General features: G+C 69.6%; 18 protein-coding genes. 13 read left to right on the top strand and 5 right to left on the bottom strand.

Features of this window, described 5'->3' with window-relative positions; translation table 11 throughout:
* Positions 1-4: 4 nt before the first annotated feature.
* The gene (locus HUA78_RS28300) at positions 5-418 is read right to left on the bottom strand and encodes a DNA-binding response regulator (RefSeq protein ID WP_141646001.1); all 414 of its coding nucleotides are present in this window, start codon (positions 416-418) and stop codon (positions 5-7) included.
* Between the two features lie 12 nt (positions 419-430).
* Positions 431-877 (bottom strand): DMT family transporter, encoded by a 447-nt coding sequence (locus HUA78_RS28295; protein WP_141646000.1) that lies wholly within the window; start codon positions 875-877, stop codon positions 431-433.
* 126 nt (positions 878-1,003) lie between these two features.
* On the opposite strand from HUA78_RS28295, the gene HUA78_RS28290 reads away from it, so the two are divergent.
* Together HUA78_RS28290 and HUA78_RS28285 are read left to right on the top strand one after the other, a co-directional pair.
* Positions 1,004-2,383: a DEAD/DEAH box helicase family protein gene (locus HUA78_RS28290; protein WP_174457638.1), complete on the top strand. Its 1,380-nt coding sequence runs from the start codon at positions 1,004-1,006 to the stop codon at positions 2,381-2,383.
* A 261-nt stretch (positions 2,384-2,644) separates the two neighbouring features.
* Positions 2,645-3,862, top strand: coding sequence for a DUF790 family protein (locus HUA78_RS28285; RefSeq protein WP_174477566.1), 1,218 nt, complete (start codon positions 2,645-2,647; stop codon positions 3,860-3,862).
* Between the two features lie 14 nt (positions 3,863-3,876).
* On the opposite strand, the gene HUA78_RS28280 is transcribed toward HUA78_RS28285, so the two are convergent.
* Complete coding sequence (locus HUA78_RS28280) at positions 3,877-4,248, bottom strand: helix-turn-helix transcriptional regulator (protein WP_141645997.1); 372 nt, start codon at positions 4,246-4,248, stop codon at positions 3,877-3,879.
* A gap of 126 nt (positions 4,249-4,374) precedes the next feature.
* On the opposite strand from HUA78_RS28280, the gene HUA78_RS28275 reads away from it, so the two are divergent.
* The gene (locus HUA78_RS28275) at positions 4,375-4,752 is read left to right on the top strand and encodes a response regulator (RefSeq protein WP_174457687.1); all 378 of its coding nucleotides are present in this window, start codon (positions 4,375-4,377) and stop codon (positions 4,750-4,752) included.
* Between the two features lie 64 nt (positions 4,753-4,816).
* Positions 4,817-5,650: a metallophosphoesterase gene (locus tag HUA78_RS28270; protein ID WP_141645996.1), complete on the top strand. Its 834-nt coding sequence runs from the start codon at positions 4,817-4,819 to the stop codon at positions 5,648-5,650.
* Between the two features lie 100 nt (positions 5,651-5,750).
* Here HUA78_RS28270 and HUA78_RS28265 read toward each other — a convergent pair whose 3' ends face one another.
* Positions 5,751-7,967 carry a M4 family metallopeptidase gene (locus HUA78_RS28265; RefSeq protein ID WP_174477565.1) on the bottom strand — a complete coding sequence of 739 codons (2,217 nt, stop codon included), beginning with the start codon at positions 7,965-7,967 and terminating at the stop codon, positions 5,751-5,753.
* A gap of 579 nt (positions 7,968-8,546) precedes the next feature.
* Between HUA78_RS28265 and HUA78_RS28260 the strand changes: the two genes are divergently transcribed.
* The 3 genes from HUA78_RS28260 (at position 8,547) to HUA78_RS28250 (ending at position 11,166) form a co-directional block, all read left to right on the top strand.
* The gene (locus HUA78_RS28260) at positions 8,547-9,524 is read left to right on the top strand and encodes an NADPH:quinone oxidoreductase family protein (protein ID WP_174457642.1); all 978 of its coding nucleotides are present in this window, start codon (positions 8,547-8,549) and stop codon (positions 9,522-9,524) included.
* 125 nt (positions 9,525-9,649) lie between these two features.
* Entirely contained in the window at positions 9,650-9,958 is a 309-nt protein-coding gene (locus HUA78_RS28255) for a hypothetical protein (RefSeq protein ID WP_174477564.1), read from the top strand.
* 29 nt (positions 9,959-9,987) lie between these two features.
* Positions 9,988-11,166 carry a winged helix DNA-binding domain-containing protein gene (locus tag HUA78_RS28250; RefSeq protein ID WP_174466631.1) on the top strand — a complete coding sequence of 393 codons (1,179 nt, stop codon included), beginning with the start codon at positions 9,988-9,990 and terminating at the stop codon, positions 11,164-11,166.
* Between the two features lie 14 nt (positions 11,167-11,180).
* Here HUA78_RS28250 and HUA78_RS28245 read toward each other — a convergent pair whose 3' ends face one another.
* Positions 11,181-11,585 (bottom strand): hypothetical protein, encoded by a 405-nt coding sequence (locus HUA78_RS28245; protein WP_141645991.1) that lies wholly within the window; start codon positions 11,583-11,585, stop codon positions 11,181-11,183.
* A 138-nt stretch (positions 11,586-11,723) separates the two neighbouring features.
* On the opposite strand from HUA78_RS28245, the gene HUA78_RS28240 reads away from it, so the two are divergent.
* The 6 genes from HUA78_RS28240 (at position 11,724) to HUA78_RS28215 (ending at position 18,085) form a co-directional block, all read left to right on the top strand.
* Positions 11,724-13,319, top strand: a complete 1,596-nt coding sequence (locus tag HUA78_RS28240) for a right-handed parallel beta-helix repeat-containing protein (protein ID WP_174477563.1) — start codon at positions 11,724-11,726, stop codon at positions 13,317-13,319.
* Positions 13,320-13,505: 186 nt separating this feature from the next.
* A complete protein-coding gene (locus HUA78_RS28235; RefSeq protein ID WP_217442624.1) occupies positions 13,506-14,924 on the top strand; it encodes a hypothetical protein in 1,419 nt (472 codons plus the stop codon).
* Between the two features lie 33 nt (positions 14,925-14,957).
* Positions 14,958-16,070, top strand: a complete 1,113-nt coding sequence (locus HUA78_RS28230) for an XdhC/CoxI family protein (RefSeq protein WP_174477561.1) — start codon at positions 14,958-14,960, stop codon at positions 16,068-16,070.
* Positions 16,067-16,666 carry an NTP transferase domain-containing protein gene (locus HUA78_RS28225; protein WP_371745676.1) on the top strand — a complete coding sequence of 200 codons (600 nt, stop codon included), beginning with the start codon at positions 16,067-16,069 and terminating at the stop codon, positions 16,664-16,666. Before HUA78_RS28230 ends, HUA78_RS28225 begins: the two co-directional genes overlap by 4 nt.
* 392 nt (positions 16,667-17,058) lie before the next feature.
* A complete protein-coding gene (locus HUA78_RS28220) occupies positions 17,059-17,454 on the top strand; it encodes a hypothetical protein (protein WP_174463158.1) in 396 nt (131 codons plus the stop codon).
* 55 nt (positions 17,455-17,509) lie between these two features.
* On the top strand, positions 17,510-18,085 hold the full coding sequence (locus tag HUA78_RS28215) for a YqgE/AlgH family protein (RefSeq protein WP_174463157.1): 576 nt from the start codon (positions 17,510-17,512) through the stop codon (positions 18,083-18,085).
* Positions 18,086-18,212: the final 127 nt, after the last annotated feature.

Genomic DNA, 18,212 nt, shown 5'->3' with positions numbered 1-18,212 from the left:
GGCTTCAGGCCCGTCCCACCGGCGGGCGCAGCACCCTCAACACTTCCTGGGCGACCAGGTCCCGGACCGCGGTCCTCAGCGCATCGAGGAGGTGGTGGAGGGATTCGGTGGTGTCACCCGGGGCGTCGATGACGCGCTCGTGGCTGCCGTCGAAGACGCGCATGCGGCCCGGCACCAGCGCGATGACCGGCTGCGTCGGGTAGCGCTTGCGCAAGAGCCCGAGGAAGAGCGGGTGGTCCTCGTCCTGCCTGCGCAGGTCCACCACCACGAGCGCGGGTGGTGACGAGGTGATGGACGCGAGCGCGTCGTCGGTGTCGCCGGTGGCGGAGATGGCCAGGCTCTCATCGTCGACCGCGAGGACGCGGCGCAGCAGCTCGCGCGAAGCGACATGGGGGCTGGCGATGAGGACGCGACGCATCTGACTGGAAACCTAACCCTTCCAGACCGCGATGGCCGCACCCGAGAAGGCGACCGCAGACCCCAGCACCCGGGCGAGCGTGGCGGGACGGTTCTCCACCATCGCATCCCAGACAAGGCTGGTGGCGAGCTGCGCGGCGATGAGCAGGAGGACGGAATGCACGGCGCCCACGCGGCCAATGGCCCAGGGCATGCCGACCACGATGACGACGCCGCACAACCCGGGCAGCAGGTGCCAGAAGGTGAAGCCGGAGAAGCGCCCCTGTGCGGCGGCCTCGGGCCACAGGCCGGGCACGGAGCGCGCCACCGCGTACACGGCGAAGGTGGCCACCGTCGCAACCACCATGTTCATCAACACCGCGCCCAGCAGGCCCCACTGGCCGGCGAAGCGCTTGTTGAGACCACCCTGGGCGACGACTGCCAGCCCACACAGCAAGGGAACGAGCGAGACAAAACGCATGGGCGCGGGTGGGTATCCCGAACGCGGGGCCTCCTGCAAGGAGACATGCGCGGCCACGACTTCCCTCTCGCCTTCGCGATGTGGCTGGCGGAACGTGGATTGACCGGCTAGGTCCCATCGGCGCCCATGGACGGCTCCTGCGAGCTCCACTTCGACTGCGGCACGCTGGTGGCTCCCACGCTGCCGGATGACGCGCGGCTGCTCGCCCTGTTCCAGAAGGATGGTCGCACGGGTGTGTACCGCGCGCCGGCATGGCACTACCGCGACGTGGTGCTGCGGCTGCGGGAGCTGGGCGTGGGGTACGACGACCGGGCGAAGCGCTTCGAGCCGCTCGAGATGGCGCTGACCGTTCCCATCCAGCCGTTTCCCCACCAGAGCGCGGCGTTGGAGGCGTGGACGAAGGCAGGGGGACGGGGCCTGGTGGAGCTGCCGACGGGCGCGGGCAAGACGCTGCTGGCGGTGCTGGCCATCGCCCACGTGAAGCGGCCCACCCTGGTGGTGGTGCCGACGCTGGATTTGATGACGCAGTGGCAGGGCGTGCTCGCGCGCCACTTCTCCGTGCCGGTGGGGATGCTGGGCGGCGGGGTGAGTGACCGACAGTCGCTGACGGTGACGACGTACGACTCGGCGGCGATGCAGACGGAGTTCCACGGCAACCGCTTCGGCCTGCTGGTCTGCGACGAGTGTCACCACCTGCCGGCGCCGAGCTACCGCTTCATCGCGGAGGGCTCGTTGGCGCCCTACCGGCTGGGCCTCACCGCGACGCTGGAGCGCACGGACGGCGGGGAGCGGGTGTGCGAGGAACTGCTGGGCCCACGCGTACACCGCACCGACATCCGCGAGCTTCAGGGCGAGTACCTGGCGCCCTACGAGGTGAAGCAGGTGGCGGTGCCGCTGACGGCGGACGAGAAGGCTCGCTACGACGAGGCACGGGCGCTCTATCTCAACTTCGTGCGCAAGCTGGGCGTGCGGCTGTCCGCGCCGGATGGGTGGGCGCGCTTCCTGGCGCAGAGCCAGCGCAGCGACGAGGGCCGGGCCGCGTATCGCGCCTACCGCGAGCAGCGTCGCATCGCCCTCACCTCCAGCGGCAAACAGGAGGTGCTGTGGCGCATCCTCCTGGAGCACCGCGAGGACCGCGTGCTCGTCTTCACCGACGACAACGAGACGGTGTACACGCTGGCGCGAAGGCTGCTGCTTCCCGCCCTCACGCATCACACGCCCGTGCCGGAGCGCAAGGCGCTGCTGGCGGCCTTCTCCTCTGGAGAGCTGCCCGTGCTGCTCACCTCACGTGTGCTGAACGAGGGGGTCGACGTGCCCGAGGCGCGCGTGGGCGTGGTGCTCAGCGGCAGCGGCAGCGTGCGCGAACATGTACAGCGGCTGGGACGCATCCTGCGCAAGCGCCCCGGAAAGCGCGCGCTCTTGTACGAGGTGTGCTCCGCGCAGACGGCGGAGAGCGGCATCAGCGAGCGGCGACGTCAGCACGACGCCTATCAGGAGGAACCCTGAGGTGCTGATGCCCGCGCGACTCACCGTCGTGGATGCATTGGCGCGCCGCGTCCTCGAGCGGCGGCGCCGGTACGAAGCCTATCGGGAGGAACCCGCGGTGCTGACACCCGCACGTCTCAGCAGCGGAGATGCAATGGCGTACCGCGTCCTCGCGCGGCGGCGCCGGTGCGAAGCCTATCGGGAGGAGCCGGCTGCGCCGACACTCGCACGCCCCACCGTCGGGGATGACCTGGCTCGCCGCGTCCTCCCACGAGGCCCGACGTGCTGACGCGTGAGCTGCTCGCCTTCCGCGTGAGCAAGGGCGTGCTTCGCCCCGCCTTCGTGAAGCGCGACGATGAGGCACTGCTGTCCCTGGCCTCGGAGCTGCTTGCCACCGTGGAGTCATCCCGGGGCGAGACGAGTGACGACGTGGAGGAAACCCTGGGCCTGTCGGCCGGGGCCTTCACCCGCCCTAAAATCGCGCGCGGACTGGTGAAGCTCGTCCTGGACCGGCTCGTCTTCGAAGAGCCCGCGCCCGGCGCCTCCGAAGCCCGCTGGGAGCGCTTCACGACGGCCGCCCGAACCCTGCGCACGCTGCCCCCCGACACCTCCGTGGAGGGTTACGAAACACGGCTGGAGCAAGCCCTCGGCGTGCCCCTGACGGACGCACGGGCCGCGCTCTACGCGGACCTGCCTGGGAATCGAAAGCTCCTGGGCTGGGATGGCGAAGCCCCCACGGCGCAGGTGCTCGTGGACCGCTACAACCTGGCGCTGGCCCAGGGGCCGCTGCTGTCGGCCAGGCGCCTGACGCTGCGGGCTCGCTCACCGGAGCTGCTGCGCGTGCGCAAGGTGCTGCGGTGGCTGAAGTTCTGCCGCCTCGTCGCGGAGGTGCGCCGCGATGGGCCGGACTGGGAGCTGGAGGTGGAAGGGCCCGGCGCCATGCTGGCGATGCAGAAGAAGTACGGCCTGCAGCTCGCCTCGTTCCTGTCGGTCGTCCCGGTGCTGGAGCGCTGGGAGCTGAAGGCCACCGTGGAGCCTTCGCGCCGGCAGGCCACGCTGACCCTGAGCGACAAGGACCCGCTCGTCTCGCCCCTACCCGCCGCGTTGGGCCACGTGCCGGAGGAAGTCATGTCGCTGTCGGCGAGCTTCGCGGATGACGCGTGGGAGCTGGACCTGACGCCCCTGCCCCGACACGTGGGCGCCGCGAGCCTGTGCGTGCCGGACCTGACCTTCCGTCACCGCGCGTCGCGCCAGGAAGTCGCGCTGGAGCTCTTTCACCCCTGGCACGCGAGCGCCCTGACACGCAGGCTCGCGGAGCTGCGCACGCGACCGGACACAGGACTCCTGCTCGGAGTCGACCGCGCGCTCCTGTCGAAGGAGCCCACCGAACGCGAGACGCTGGAGGGCCACCCCCAGGTGGTTCTCTTCCACGGGTTCCCCTCCGCGAAGAAGCTCCGGGAGCGGCTGGGGAAGCTGGAGGCCGCGCGCGCCAGTACGTAGCGCACGGCCGGGCGTCAGCCGTTGCCCTTGGGCCGGAACTGCGCGGCCAGGACACTCAGCAGGCGGATGGCGCTGCGGTCCAACTGCTTGGCCCGACGCAGCAGGCGGCGCAGCTCACCGGACTCGCCATACTCGCTGGGAGGCTCCGCGGCCCACTTCACGTCCTGGGTCGGCTTGAGACCCAGCGCTTCGTCCGCGGAGATGGAGAGCACCACGCACAGCCGGCGGAAGGTCTGGATGCTCGGCAACATGTGGCCGCGCTCCAGTCGCCCGTAGACTTCACTCGCGATACCGATGCGCTCCGCGACGTCGGCCTGCGTCAGATTCAGGCGAGTCCGTGCGAGGCGCGCAGCTCCTCCGAGGCGGGATGCGAGGGTCTTTTCCATGTTCGTTAACCTACCGGGTCCGCCCATGTCGATATGACTTGAGAGGTTGGCATCCAAGAACTTCCCAGGTAGTCTTATGGGAACCTGACCTGAGGCGTTCCCCTCACCGTGACGGCGTCGAAACCGATGACCGCGAAGCCCGTACTCACCTTCTTGTTCGTGGACGAAGACCCGCTCGCGCTCGCGGCGCTGCGGCGACTCGCGAGGGACCTGCCAGGTGACAAGCGCTTCGCGCGCGACATGACGGAAGCGCTCGCGCTCGTGCAGGAGGAACCGCCGCGCGTGGTGGTGAGCGGAGACCTGCTGCCGGATGGGGATGGACTGGGCCTGCTGGAGCAGGTGCGCGCGCGCCACCCGTGTACGGCCTGCGCGCTCCACGCGGTGCGCCCTCCGGCCAGGCCGTGTCTCCGGGGCATCACCTGGATGGACCGCGCCGCGCCGCCCTCGGAGGTGCATGCGCTGCTGCGGGCCCTGGGCGCGCGCCCCTGGACGTGCTCGGCCTGAGACAGGGACACCTCACGGTGCGGCGCGCCTCCGCCACCCGCGTTAAGGTGGCCCCCGCTCCGCCATGAAGCTCTACGCCATCAGCGACTTGCATCTGCGCCACGCCGACAACCGGCTGGCCCTGCAGACCCTCCCCTTCTTCCCGGACGACTGGCTCATCGTCGCCGGCGACGTGGGCGAAACCCTGTCCGAGATGGACTTCATGCTGCGCACCCTGACGGCGCGCTTCCGACAGGTCATCTGGGTGCCGGGCAACCACGAGCTGTGGACCCTGCCCTCCGAGCAGCCCCCGCTGAAAGGCGACGCGCGCTACCAGCGACTGGTGGCGCTGTGCCGCAGCCACGGCGCGCTCACCCCCGAGGACCCCTACCCGCGCTGGCCCGGCGAGGGCCCGCACCGCGTCATCGTCCCCATGTTCCTGGGCTACGACTACTCGTTCCGCCCGGACCACGTGCCGGAGGACAAGGCGCTGGAGTGGGCCTGGGAGGATGACCTGCTGTGCACCGACGAGGTGCTGCTGCATCCCGAGCCCTATCCCACCCGCTCCGCGTGGTGCGCCGCGCGCGTCGAGGCGACCCAGGCGCGGCTCGACGCCCTGCCCGCGGGCTGCACCACCGTGCTCGTCAATCACTACCCGCTGCGCCACGAGCACGTGCGCCTGCCGCGCATCCCCCGCTTCTCCATCTGGTGCGGCACCAAGCGCACCGAGGACTGGCACGCGCGCTACCGGGCGGAAGTCGTCGTCACCGGCCACCTCCACATCCCGCTGACGCAGTGGCGGGATGGAGTGCGCTTCGAGGAGGTGTCGCTCGGCTACCCCCAGCAATGGAAGCACCGGGGCGGAATCGAGCGGTGCCTGCGCGAAATCCTGCCGGGCCCCGCCGTCCGCCCGCTCTGACGAACCCCGCACATGACAAAGCCCCGGACGTCCGTGAGGAAACGGACGACCGGGGCCTGGTCCGGCGCGACCCGAAGGCCGCGCCGGTTACGTCAGGTGCTTACTTGTGCGACGCGATGAACGCGATGCCTTCGTAGCCACCCTTGGCGCCGAAGACCTCGATGTAGTACTTGCCGGCCGGCACGTTGATGAGGTTGCACACCTCGGACTGGTGCTCCTTGACGCTGCGGCAGTCGTAGTCGAACTTCGACGGCGCCGACGCGAGCTTCACGTAGATGTCCGGGTTGCCCTCACCCTCGCCCGTCTGGATGTACAGGCTGTTGGTGCCGGTGCCGGGCTTGCGCTCCGGAACCTGGATGGTGAACACCCGCGACGAGCCCGCCGCGCCAGAGAGGTTCTTCACGGCCACGCCGCTCTGCACGGGCACGTAGCCACCCTTCCAGGTGACGGTCAGCGTCACGCCCGTGTAGGGGCTGAAGCCGTTGAGCATCACGTACCACTTGCCGTGGTTCGGCGTGGGGAACGGGCAGCTCTCCGCGTTGCCCGAGCGGTACGGACGGCAGTCGTACAGGCTCGTCGTGGGAGCATTGCCGTACCGGACGTACATGTCCGCGTCGCCCGTGCCACCGGAGATGGTGAACGTCAGGTCATACGCGCCTTCCGGCACCGTGACATCCCAGTACTTCTTCTCGCCGCGGCCACCGGAGATGTTCGAGATGGGGACGTCCTTCTCGATGGGGTCCGAGACGACGATGATGGGCACGCCGACGCCCGTCGCCTTCCAGGCGTTGCTCACCGACTCGATTTCAGCGGCGGTGTAGCCCAGCTGCGCCGCGGCCTGCTCGGTGGCGAGCTTGGCCGCATCGAAGTTGGAGCCGGCCAGGAGGATGTCCCGGTTGGCGCGGTAGAAGATCTGCCCGGCCTTCTCGATGCCGATGCCCGCAACCACCGTCGTCGTCTTGGCGCGCGGGTGCGTGCCACCCTGCGAGAGCAGGTAGAACGCCAGGTTGGGGATACCGGAGCTGTAGTGCACGTCCACGCCGGAGGAGTAGTCCGGGTAGTAGTCGAGCGAGTCGCCGTCCTGCGTGGGGTTCGCCATGTAGCGCAGGGCGTCGTTCGGGATGGACGGGGTCCAGATGTCGTCGCCCACCAGCCACGTACGGTTGCTGACGACCTTGCCATCGCCGAACCACTCGCACACCGCGCCGAAGATGTCCGACATGGACTCGTTCAGGCCGCCGGACTCACCGGAGTAGGTGAGGTTGGACTCGTGCTCCGTCACGGCGTGGGTCAGCTCGTGCGCCGTCACGTCCAGCGAGTTCGCCAGGTTGCTGGCGTTCACGCCGTCGCCATCGCCGTACACCATCTGGGTACCGTCCCAGAAGGCGTTCACGTAGGCGACGCGGTGGTGCACGGTGCTGATGAGGACGCCACCGGTGTTGTCGATGGAGTCACGGCCGTACAGCTCCTGGTAGCAGTCGTAGACAGTGCCCAGGTGGTCGTAGTTGGTGTTGACGACCTCGTCGGCGTGCTCGGGCTGCCCCTCGGAACGAGCCAGCGCACCCGGCAGGGTGGTGGTGTTGTTGCCGTTGTGCAGGCGGCGGTTGAGCGCCGTGTGGACGCGCGGCAGGCGGGCCATCACGTCGCCGTTCTTCGCGTTCACGAGCACGTCGTCGCGAACCGGCGTGCCGTCGCGCTTCTCACCCGTCTGGGTGAGCTTGTACGCGAGGATGAGCTGGTCGGAGTCGCGCCAGTAGACGAGCTCGCTCTCCTCCTGGATGACCAGACCCTCGTGCGTCTCACGGTCGGCCTGGAGGGACGCCTTCGCCACCGACACATCGACGCCGGCCTTGGTCTCGGCCTTCAGGTCGCTGCGGGTGTTGGTGTTCGCCGCGTAGACCTCGCCATTGCGGGCGTGGATGCGCAGCTCGCCGCCCAGCACGGGGATGTTGTTGACCCGGATGCCATAGCGGAAGTGGCTGTCACCCTGAAGGTCCGTGTAGGCCTTCTTCAGGAACAGGTCGCCCGTGTTCAGGTGGAACAGGGGAGCCACGGCGGCTACCGCGGGGGCCAGCTCGGCCTCACGCATGGACGCCGCGCCCGCGGGCGCAATCGCGATGGGGCTCAGCTTGCCCGTGATGAACGTCGGGACGTCGGAAGCATCCCGCGCGAGAATCTTCGTCCCGGACTCCAGGGCCGCGGTCTTGCTTGCGGTTTCCTGGGGCTTGGCCTCGGGAGCAGGGGTGGACTCATTGCAACCAACAAGGAAGGACAGCGCCGCAACACCAAGTGCACCGCGCACTCGCTGATTCACCATTGTAATCCTCCTAAGCGGAAAGATTAGGAAGCACAGTGCCACGGGATGGTTACGTATTTCAAGGTTGCGCGATAATTTCACTAAGTAGCCTATTCTTAAATTACGAGTTTTGGGAAAAATACCCATGCATTTCAATGACTTATGGGTGCCCTACCCACTGCTTTCACGGATTCATGCGACGTAGTGGGTAACCCTAGCCCCCTCAGAATTTCCAGAAAAAAGCGTGACCGAAGACAGTCAGCCAAGGTCCGCGCGCGAGGCCCCGGGCAATTTCGGCGGCAATTTCGACAGGAATTGAGGGTGGGAGGGATTCCGGCGTCCGAGTGGTGCGGCCATGCGTTTTCAGGCTCGCGCTCTACCACTGAGCTATCTCCCGGAAGACAGTCGGGAGAGCTGGATTCGAACCAGCGACTTCAAGCACCCAGGGCGTGTAGGGCTGTACCGGCCGGACGCCGGAAATCCTCTCGGGAGACGCGCGCCCCGCGCCGCGCCTGACGGGGAGTTCCACGGGGCAGCCACCGTGTGTCCCTTTGCGGATGCGCTGGGGTGCGCGAGGCTCCCGCGCTGGGAGGAAGGGACATGCGCGCACTTCAGTTGCAGCGACTGGAAGGACCTGAGGGCCTCACGCTGGTGGAGGTGCCGGAGCCCGATGCGGCGGATGCGGTGCTCATCGACGTGGTGGCCGCGGGGGTGAGCTTTCCGGACCTGCTGCTGACACGGGGGCAGTACCAGTTGAAGCCGCCCGTGCCCTTCGTGCCGGGCGTGGAAGTGGCGGGCGTGGTGCGCTCCGCGCCCGCGAGCGCGACGGTGAAGCCGGGCGACCGGGTGATGGCGTTCAGCTTCGGCCTGGGAGGCTTCGCGGAGGTGGCGGCGATTTCGCCGGACATGGTGTTCCGCATCCCCGCGCGGTGGAGCTTCGAGGCGGCGGCGGGCGTGGTGATGAACTACCACACGGCGCACTTCGCGCTGCACCGGCGCGGGCGCTTGAAGGCCGGCGAGACGGTGCTGGTGCATGGCGCGGCGGGCGGCGTGGGAACAGCGTCCGTGCAGGTGGCGCGCGGCGCGGGGGCGCGGGTGCTCGCGGTGGTGAGTGACGAGCGCAAGGCGGAGGTGGCGCGCAAGGCCGGGGCACACGAGGTGCTGCTGTCGAGCGGGGACTGGCTCTCGCAGGTGAAGGAGAAGACGGGCGGACTGGGCGCCAACGTGGTGGTGGACCCGGTGGGCGGCGACATCTTCGACAAGAGCCTCAAGGCGCTGGCGCCGGAGGGACGGCTGCTGGTGGTGGGCTTCGCGGGAGGCCGCATTCCCGAGGTGGCGGTGAACCGGCTGCTCTTGCGCAACATCGACGTCGTGGGCGTGGCCTGGGGCGGCTTCCTCCTCCATGAGCCGTCGGTGACGGCGACCATCGCCAAGGACCTGGAGGCGATGGCGGACCAGGGCATCCTCGAGCCGGTGGTGGGCAGCGTCTTCCCGCTGGAACAAGGAGCGCAGGCCCTGCGCGAACTGGAGAGTCGGCGCGCGACGGGCAAGGTCGTCCTGCGCATGCGGCAGGGCTGAGCGACGCGGGGGCGAGCGGGGGAATACCGCTCGCCCACCGAGCATGCGTCCCTTCGGCCCCGTGCACCGCCTCGCTGTCGTCTTCGGGCGTCGTCCGCAGGTTGCTGACAGGAGGTGTCAGCGCCATGGCGGACGACCCCATCATCGACCGGCAGCACCAGCGCGAACGCGAGCAGGAGCGACAGCGGCTGCGCGAGCAGGAGCAGAAGGACCTGGAGGTGGAGGCGCGACGAGGCGCTCGGCCCCTGGAGGGCTACGCCGGAGGGCACACCACCTGGGCGAGCGCGCAGGATGACGCGGAGGCCTCCGTCGTCCACGCCCACGACGCGGAGGAGTCCTGGGAGGCCAGTCAGCGGCAAGCCCGCCTGGAGCCCGAGCCCTCGGGCCGCGCCGTCGAGGAAGAGGAAGAAGACGCACCTCCAGAGCGCGACTGAGCCAGGGGGCAGCGACTAACGTCCGCGCCGTGCCCTCGACTTCGCTTCCCGTTCCCACCGTGCTGCAGCCCGACGAGGCGCGGCGTTACCTCGTCGGACACCTGGGACTCGCGCGCCCCCTGTTTCCTCCCGGGGCGCGCGGAGTTCGCGCGCTCCTCAAGTCGCTGCGCTGCATCCAGTTGGACCCGCTGGATGTCATCGGCACCAACGCGGACCTGGTGGCGCTGGCGCGCGTGGAGGGCATCGCTCGCGGCGACGTGTACCGCCACCTGCTGCCGGGCCACGCCTTCGAGCACTTCGCCAAGGAGCGCTGCCTGCTGCCCGCGAGCGCCTTCCCGTACTACCGCGAGCGCGCGGCCCAGGCGCCCTGGTGGCGACTGGAGGAGCGGCTCAAGCGCATCCCCGAGCCGGTGTTGCACGCCGTGCTGGACGAGGTGACGCAGCGAGGCCCGTCCTCCTCTCGCGAATTGAAGGACCACGGCGCGGTGGTGCCCATCGACTGGAGCGGATGGAAGGGCACCGCGCGCGCCACCGCCATGGCGCTGGAGGTGCTCTGGACGCGCTGCCAGGTGGTGGTGTGCGGACGCGGCCCCGGCGGCAAGGTGTACGACGTGCCTGGACGCGCCCTGCCCCGGATGGCCGACGCCCGGGTGAAACACACGTTCGAGCGCTGGGCCCTGAGCGAACGCGTGGAGGCCGCCGGCCTCTTGAGCCGCGCCAGCGGACCGCACTGGTCCATGCTGTCCGACGTGCGCACCTCGGCGCTGCCCGACACGCTGGTCGCCGAAGGGCTCCTGGAGGAAGTCACCGTGCCGGGCTCGCCCCGACGGTACCTGGCGCCTTTGGGCTTTCGGGAGCGCGAGTTCCCGGAGCCCGACGCTCGGATGCGAATCCTGGGACCGCTGGACCCGGTGCTCTGGGACCGGGGGCTGGTGAGCGTGGCGTTCGGCTTCGACTACATCTGGGAGGTCTACAAGCCCGCCGCGCAGCGACAGTGGGGCTGGTACGTGTGTCCGCTGCTGCACCGGGGACAGCTCGTGGGGCGACTGGAAGCCCGCGTGCGCGAGGGCGTGCTCCAGGTGGACAATCTCTGGCGCGAGAAGGGCGTGAAGCTGGACGACGCGGCGCTGGACGAAGCCCTCGCGCGCCACGCGGTGGCCTGTGGCGCGGAGGTCGCTCGCAGGCCCCGCGCCCGCGCCGCGTCCTGAGCCCTCAAGGCCGCTCAGGTCGGCGGCTTGGGCAGCTCGCGCTCCAGGGCATCCGCCGCGCCCGCGTCCCGCAGGACGCCGAAGCGCTGACGGGAGCACGCGAGGAGCTGCCCCGCGTAGACGGTGTCCGACAGCGCCCCCACGAAGTCGCCATGCTCCGCGAGGGTGCGGGCCCGCTCGTCCATCAAGTGGGCGAGGATGCGCGCCTGCTCCGCGTGCGCGAACAACCGCACGACGGAGCGCGCGTCGAACAGCGTCAGCGTATCCAGCTCCATGCCGAGCGTCGTGAGGCTGGCCTCTCGCAGACTCTGGAGGCTGGCCTCCAGTGAGCGCTCCGCCCGATTGCGAGCGAGGTCCGGGGCCAGGCGACCGAGCTCGCGGAGGGACTGGAGGACGATGACCTGACGCAGAAGGGGCATGCGGGGGAGAACTACACTCCGGGCCGGAGGAATCATCCAGTCCCCCTGTCCTCCTTTCCCACGAGGCGGCCCCGCGTCGCCCGCCCCGCCACGACGCCCGGTGGACCGCCCCACCGGAGCCGCGTCACACTCCGTGAAATGCACCGCTTCCGATGGGTCTTCTTCGTCCTGCTTCAGTCGCTCGTCGCCCAGGCCGCCGAGTACCGCGTGGGCCCGGGCCAGCCTCTCGCCAGCATTGGCGCCGTGCCCTGGGAGTCGCTCCAGCCCGGTGACACGGTGTTCATCCATGCCCGCCCGACGCCCTATGCGGAGAAGTGGGTGCTGGGAGTGCGAGGCACGGCCTCCGCGCCCATCACCGTGCGCGGGGTGCGCGACGCGGCGGGCAACCTGCCGGTCATCGTCGGGGAGAACGCGACGACGCGCTCGCAGCTCAACTTCTGGAGCGAACAGCGCGGCATCCTGAAGATTGGCGGCTCCAACACGCCCGCTGACACGATGCCCGCCTATCTCGTGGTGGAGGACCTGCACCTGCGCCGCGCACGAGGTGCGTTCACCGGTCGCAGCGGGGCCTCCACCTACAGCGACAACGCGGCCGCCATCTTCATCGAGAAGGGCGAGCACCTCACGATTCGCGGCTGCGTCCTGGAGGACAGCGGCAATGGCCTGTTCGTCGCCAACGAGACGTCGGACCTGCTCGTCGAGCGCAATCACATCCTCGGCAATGGCAACATCGACAGCATCTACGAGCACAATGCATATACCGAGTCGCTCGGCATCACCTACCAGTTCAACCGCTTCGGGCCCCTGTGCTCGGGGTGTCTGGGAAACAACCTGAAGGACCGGTCCGCCGGCACCGTCATCCGGTACAACTGGATTGAGGGCGGTAACCGGCAACTCGACCTGGTGGAGTCCGACAGCGTGGCCGTTCGCGCGGCGCCGTCCTATGCGCGGACGTTCGTCTACGGCAACGTGCTGCTGGAGCCCGCGGGCGCCGGTAACCGGCAAATCATCCACTTCGGCGGAGACAACGGGACGACGGCGGACTACCGCTCCCAGCTCTACCTCTTCCACAACACCATCGTCTCCTCGCGCACGGACCGCACCACGCTGCTGCGGCTGTCGACGAATGCCCAGACGGCGCACGTCACGAGCAATGTCGTCCTGGTGGCCGCGGTAGGAGGCAACACGCTGTCACTCACGGACGAGGCCGGCACGCTGCGGCATGGCGGTAACTGGTACAAGCCGGGTTACGTCTCCACCTTCGGCACGCTCACGGGCTCCGTCGTGGACACCGGCGGTAACCTCACTGGCACCACGCCCGGCTTCGTCAACCTGGATGGCCAGGATTTCCACCTCGCCTCGGGCTCGCCGCTGCGCGGGGCCGCGGTGGCGCCTCCCTCCGAGGCCGCGTCCCTCACAGTGGACTGGCAGTACGTGAAGCACGTCGCGGCGGAGGCACGCACCGTGACGAGTCCGGGGCACATCGGTGCCTACGGGGATTCTTCGGGACCGGTGACCGGGACGCCGGATGCGGGCCCAGGCACTCCGGACTCCGGGACACCTGACGCGGGGCCGGGGACTCCGGATGCTGGGGCGCCTGACTCGGGAACGGATTCACCGGGGAAGTCCGACGATGACGGGGGCTGCGGAGCAACGGGGAGTGGCTTCGCGGGTCCTCTCGGGCTGCTGGCCCTGGCGGCCCTCGCGCTTCGCCGGAAGTGGGTGCGGGAGTAGGCCCCGACCTCCACATGAGGCCACGTGCCGCGCTCTTCACGGGCACAGCACGCCTGTGTGCCCGGGGGCTGCGCGACTCCGGCGCCGAACTCGAGCACGCCCATTCGCGCGACTCCGGGGGCCTTGGAGCCAGGCGAGTGAGGCCCCCTGTACGAGATGCCGGAGAGGCTGCGAGACTCCTCGGCGGTGGTTGACCCCTCTGCCGTCCCCTCGGCCCCTCCCGTGAAGCCCGTCCGCCGTGTCGCCAGCCGACGCGAGCAGGGCGTCGTCTTCTCCGTGTCCTTCCTGTTCCTGCTCGTCCTGGAGGCGCTGTTCCGCCGGTTCACGACGGACGGGCTGCGCTTCCAGGCGTGGAACTCCGAGCGGATGATGCAGACGCTGTCGCTCCGGGAGCTGCGCGACGAGCCGGTGCGCTCCCTCTGGTATCTGCACATCCAGCCTCCCCTGCTGGACATGTTGCGCGCGGTGCTCGGAGGGCTTCACGGCTCGCTCGACAGCGTCGCCCTGGTGGACGCCGTGGACCGGTGGACCTACGTCGCCTGGGCACTGGTGTTCGCGGCGACCGTGACGCTCGTCTTCGCCTGGGTGCATCGAGTGGCGGGGAGGGCCGCCGCCATCGTCGGCGCGGTGGTGACGGCGCTGCATCCGGGCGCCCTCGCCTTCGCCACCTTGCTGGACAGCACGGCCGCGAGCGCCCTCGCCTTCCTGTGGTTCTGCTTCGAGCTGTGGCGACTTCAGCGAGAAGGAGGCTCCATCGCCCGGCTCGCCACCGCGTCACTGGTCCTCTTCTTCCTGCGCTCCATCTTCCAGTGGCCCTTCTTCCTGCTCGTGGCCCTGTGCCTCGCGCTGAGGAACGTTCCCCTCCGGCGCGTGGGACGGTACGTCGCGCTGGTGGCGCTGTTCGCGGGGCCCTACGTCGCCAAGCAGCTCGCGCTCTTCGGCACGTCCATGACGTCCACCTTCGACGGACTCAACTTCTGTCGAGCCATTGGCCTGGGCGAGCCGGACCTCGGCGCCATGCGCCTGCCCTCGAACGTGCTGCCCACGGGGCTGCCCTCCCCTTCGAGCGCCGCCGTGCTGCGCCAGGACGAAAAGCTGGGGGGTTACTACAACTACAACCACCTGGATGCCCTGCGCTACTCGGTGGGCCTGAAGTACGTGTGCCGCCGGGCGCTGCTCGAACAACCCCTCTCCACGACGCTGGCCTCCTTCGCGGAGAACGCCTCGCTGTATGGCGAGCCCTCCAGCCGCTACCAGCCCAATGTCCTGGTGGACCGACTGCCGTGGCGTGAGCCCCTCGACTTCTTCTTCTCCTCACCCGTGCTCTGGCTGCTGCTGCTCCTCACGGGGGGGATGGCCGCGAGGCGACTCGAGGGCCGAGCAGCCTGGCTCCGCGTGGCCGGACTCCTGCTGCCCGTGCTGTACGTCGCCACGGTGAGCATCCTGTTCGAGAAGGGCGAGAACATGCGGTTCAAGTACTTCATCGAGCCGGTGCTCCTCGTGTTCCTCTGCGTGGAAGGCTCAAGACTCGCCGCGCGGGTCGTCGCCCGGTTCACGACACACACCGTGCCAGTGAAGACACACGAAGGCTCCGGAGTCGGTTGACGCCCGCGCCTCTGCTAGGCTGCGCGGCGGAACATGAAGGACCTGGACGCCATCCTCCGCGCCCGCGCGCACTCGCGGGGCCCCTGGGTACTGGCCACGGTGGTCGCCGTGTCCGGCTCGTCATACCGCAAGCCCGGCGCCCGGATGTTGATGGGCGAGGACGGCTGGCTCGCGGGTGGAGTGAGCGGCGGCTGCCTGGAGGCCGACATCGTCCGCAAGGCGTTCTTCTGGACGAGCACCGGCCCGCGCGTGCTGCGCTACGACTCCACGGGAGAAGGCGCCGAGGACGAAGGGGGCCTGTCCTTCGCGCTCGGCTGCAATGGCGTCGTGGATGTCTTGCTGGAGCGCTGCGAGCCGGGCCCCGTGGATGCGCTCGCCTTCGCGGCCGAGGCACGAAACCTGGGACGGCGAGCCGTCGTCGCCACCGTGTACCAGGGGCCCACGCACGCCGTCGGTGCGCGGCTGATGTTGCGCGATGACGGACTGGAGGCCGGTCACATCGCGGGCCCCCTGGGGGAGGCCGTTCGCGAGGCGGCTCGGGAGGCGCTGGAGGTGGGGCGCACCTGGAGCGGCCCGTGTGGCGGCGCGGACGTGCTGGTGGAGGTGGTGGAGCCTCCGCATGCGCTGGTGCTCTTTGGCAGCGGCTTCGATGTGGCGCCCGTCGTGGTGCAGGCGGCGGGGTTGGGATGGCAGGTGACCGTGGTCGCGGATCGCCCCACGGAGACCTTGCGGCGCCGCTTCCCCCTCGCGCACGCGGTGGTGTCCGCGAAGGCGCGCGAGGCCGCCGCGACGGTGCCCCTGTCTTCACGCACGCTGGCGGTGTTGATGACGCACAGCCTGCCCCAGGACCAGGAGCTGCTGGCGGGCCTGCTGCCTCGGGCCTTGCGCTACCTGGGCGTGCTGGGGCCTCGCTCTCGCACGGACAGACTGCTCGCTGCGCTCTCTCCGGCGCCCAGCGCGGCGATGCTGGAGAAGCTGCACGCGCCCGTGGGGCTGGACCTGGGCGCGGAGGGCGCGGAGGAGATTGCCCTGTCCATCGTCGCCGAGCTTCAGGCCGTCATCGCTGACCGAGAGGGCGGGAAGCTGCGCGAGCGACAGGCGCCCATCCACACGGCGGCGACGCCTCCCGTGCGGAAGCTCGCGTGACCGCCGAGCGCGCAACGGTGGGCGTGGTGTTGCTGGCGGCGGGAGGCTCCTCTCGCCTCGGGCACCCCAAGCAGCTCGTTGTCCATCAAGGCCAGACGCTGGTTCGTCGCGCCGCCGAAGCGGCCCTCTGCCTCGGTGGGCCCGTCGTCGTCGTCCTGGGCGCTCACAAAGAAGCCATTGCATCGGAGCTCACCGGGCTGCCCGTGCGCACCGTGGCGCATTCCGACTGGGCACTCGGCCCGGGTGGCTCGCTGACGGCGGGACTCGCGGCGATGCTCGCGACAACCGACGCGCCTGCCGTGGAGGCCGTGCTCGTCATGCTGTGCGACCAGCTTCGCGTCGATGCCGCGCATCTGGCGGCGCTCGTGGCCACGTGGCGAAGCACCGGTGCCCCCGTCGTGGCCTCCGAGTACGACGGGACTCGCGGCGTGCCCGCCCTGTTCGCCCGCTCGGTGTTCGCGGAGCTGGAGTCGCTCTCCCCGGAGCAAGGTGCGCGCAAGGTGATTGCCCGTGAGCCCTCGCGTGTCGCCACCGTCCTGCTCCCGGGCGGCTCCGAGGACGTGGACACTCCCTTGGACCTGGCCCGGCTGAAGTAACCAGCGAGCCCTCCTGGCCCAGCTCCTGCTGGAACTTCCGGAAGCGATGGCCGTCGTGAAGATAAAGCCCCTCGCGCGTTCCCACCCACAGGAGCCCCACCCGGTCTCGCAGCACCTCCGTGACGACTTCCACGGGGAAGACACGCGAGACTCCCGCCTCCTCCGGCGCGCCCTCGGAGGCGCCAGCCAGGAGCAGCCACAACAGGAGGACGAGCGGTCTTGGCACGCGAGGCGCTGACAGAGGCAGGGGCCCCGGACGGCAGCAAGGTCGCGACCTCGCGTCCGTCCGCCCTTACAGTCGCCCGCTGTTCAACTTATGCTGTCCGCAGGGTGGCACGCGGAGGGCACCTCATGGCTCACGCCCGCGGCCACCGCCCAGGGGGGAATACTTCATGGAGAAGAAGGACCAGCAGACACTCATCAAGGTCGGCCTGGGCGTGCTCGCCTTCAAGTGGTTGTCGGGAGAGTTCATCTTCCTGTTCTCCATCGGCATCCTGCTCGCCATTGCCTCCATCGGCATCGTCATCGGGCTGGCCGAGTGGTTCCTCAAGTACGGCCTCATCGCCCTCGGCATCTACGTCATCTTCGTGCTGACGCTGCGCTGGCTGCACGGCGGCAAGAAGCAGCGCGACCTGTCCGACCTCCCCGACTTCGAGCAGCTCACGGCGTCCTCTCGCGCGAAGGCCGAGCGGCTCGAGGAGATCGACCCGGGCGAGGCCCTGGCCCGCTTCAAGGCGGAGCACCTGGCGGAGCTCCAGCAGCCCACCCCGCCGCCTCGCAAGCCGTGAGCGTGAGCGCCTCGACAGCGCGGACGTGTGGCCCCTGTCGCCCAGGTGTGGCGACGTGAGGCACCTGGCCCGGCGCCCCCTGGGATGGATGCTGTTCCTCCTCGCGCTGTCGATGCTCCTGTTCTTTCCCCGCCTCATCGACGCGCTCAAGGCGCTGGAGCATGAGCCCGTGGAGCTCAAGTCGGGCTCGCTCCTCGTCGCCAGACCCGGCCGCGTGTCTGGCGCCTTCGACGAGACGGTGGTGTTGCTGCTGGACGCGGGCGAGGCGCGGAGCACCTGGGGGCTGGTGCTCAATCGCGTGCGCACCCAGGAGGACCAGCCGCTGCCCGTGGGCGTGGACCGCTGGGGCGGGCCGGTCCGCGCGGAGCACCGCATCACCCTCACGCTGCGAAGCCCGCCACCCGAGGGAGCGCATCCCCTGCCAGGCGGCCTCTCCTGGTACGAAGGGAGCCGGGAGCCTCACCTGCCCGTCGGCTCCTCGCTCACCTTCGAGGGCCTGGCCGCCTGGGCCCCCGGACAGCTCGAGGAGGAGCTCGCCCGGGGAGGCTGGTGGGTGATGGAGGGCCGCGCGACGGATGTGTTCACCGCGCCGGGCTCGCTGTGGGTGGAGCACGCCGCTCGGCACCTGTGAGGGCGTGACGCACTCCCGCCTTCCTTCGTGCAGCCCCGCTCATGGGACGCATGGGAATCGCACGGCCTGGATTCGTCGACCTCCGGACACTGCTGCAATGCGGCGACGCCGGTATGGCTTGGGAAGG

Source organism: Myxococcus sp. CA033, assembly GCF_013336625.1.
In the GTDB taxonomy this organism is placed as follows: Bacteria; Myxococcota; Myxococcia; order Myxococcales; family Myxococcaceae; genus Myxococcus; species Myxococcus llanfairpwllgwyngyllgogerychwyrndrobwllllantysiliogogogochensis.
Note: the sequence above shows the minus strand (reverse complement) of the source record. Positions and strands in the feature narration are given on the sequence as shown.

What these genes read in the sequence shown, in the direction of transcription:
- HUA78_RS28300 (WP_141646001.1), bottom strand. Translation starts at nt 418, where the DNA reads ATGCGTCGCGTCCTCATCGCCAGCCCCCATGTCGCTTCGCGCGAGCTG.
- HUA78_RS28295 (WP_141646000.1), bottom strand. Translation starts at nt 877, where the DNA reads ATGCGTTTTGTCTCGCTCGTTCCCTTGCTGTGTGGGCTGGCAGTCGTC.
- HUA78_RS28290 (WP_174457638.1), top strand. Translation starts at nt 1,004, where the DNA reads ATGGACGGCTCCTGCGAGCTCCACTTCGACTGCGGCACGCTGGTGGCT.
- HUA78_RS28280 (WP_141645997.1), bottom strand. Translation starts at nt 4,248, where the DNA reads ATGGAAAAGACCCTCGCATCCCGCCTCGGAGGAGCTGCGCGCCTCGCA.
- HUA78_RS28275 (WP_174457687.1), top strand. Translation starts at nt 4,375, where the DNA reads ATGACCGCGAAGCCCGTACTCACCTTCTTGTTCGTGGACGAAGACCCG.
- HUA78_RS28270 (WP_141645996.1), top strand. Translation starts at nt 4,817, where the DNA reads ATGAAGCTCTACGCCATCAGCGACTTGCATCTGCGCCACGCCGACAAC.
- HUA78_RS28265 (WP_174477565.1), bottom strand. Translation starts at nt 7,967, where the DNA reads ATGGTGAATCAGCGAGTGCGCGGTGCACTTGGTGTTGCGGCGCTGTCC.
- HUA78_RS28260 (WP_174457642.1), top strand. Translation starts at nt 8,547, where the DNA reads ATGCGCGCACTTCAGTTGCAGCGACTGGAAGGACCTGAGGGCCTCACG.
- HUA78_RS28255 (WP_174477564.1), top strand. Translation starts at nt 9,650, where the DNA reads ATGGCGGACGACCCCATCATCGACCGGCAGCACCAGCGCGAACGCGAG.
- HUA78_RS28245 (WP_141645991.1), bottom strand. Translation starts at nt 11,585, where the DNA reads ATGCCCCTTCTGCGTCAGGTCATCGTCCTCCAGTCCCTCCGCGAGCTC.
- HUA78_RS28240 (WP_174477563.1), top strand. Translation starts at nt 11,724, where the DNA reads ATGCACCGCTTCCGATGGGTCTTCTTCGTCCTGCTTCAGTCGCTCGTC.
- HUA78_RS28230 (WP_174477561.1), top strand. Translation starts at nt 14,958, where the DNA reads ATGAAGGACCTGGACGCCATCCTCCGCGCCCGCGCGCACTCGCGGGGC.
- HUA78_RS28220 (WP_174463158.1), top strand. Translation starts at nt 17,059, where the DNA reads ATGGAGAAGAAGGACCAGCAGACACTCATCAAGGTCGGCCTGGGCGTG.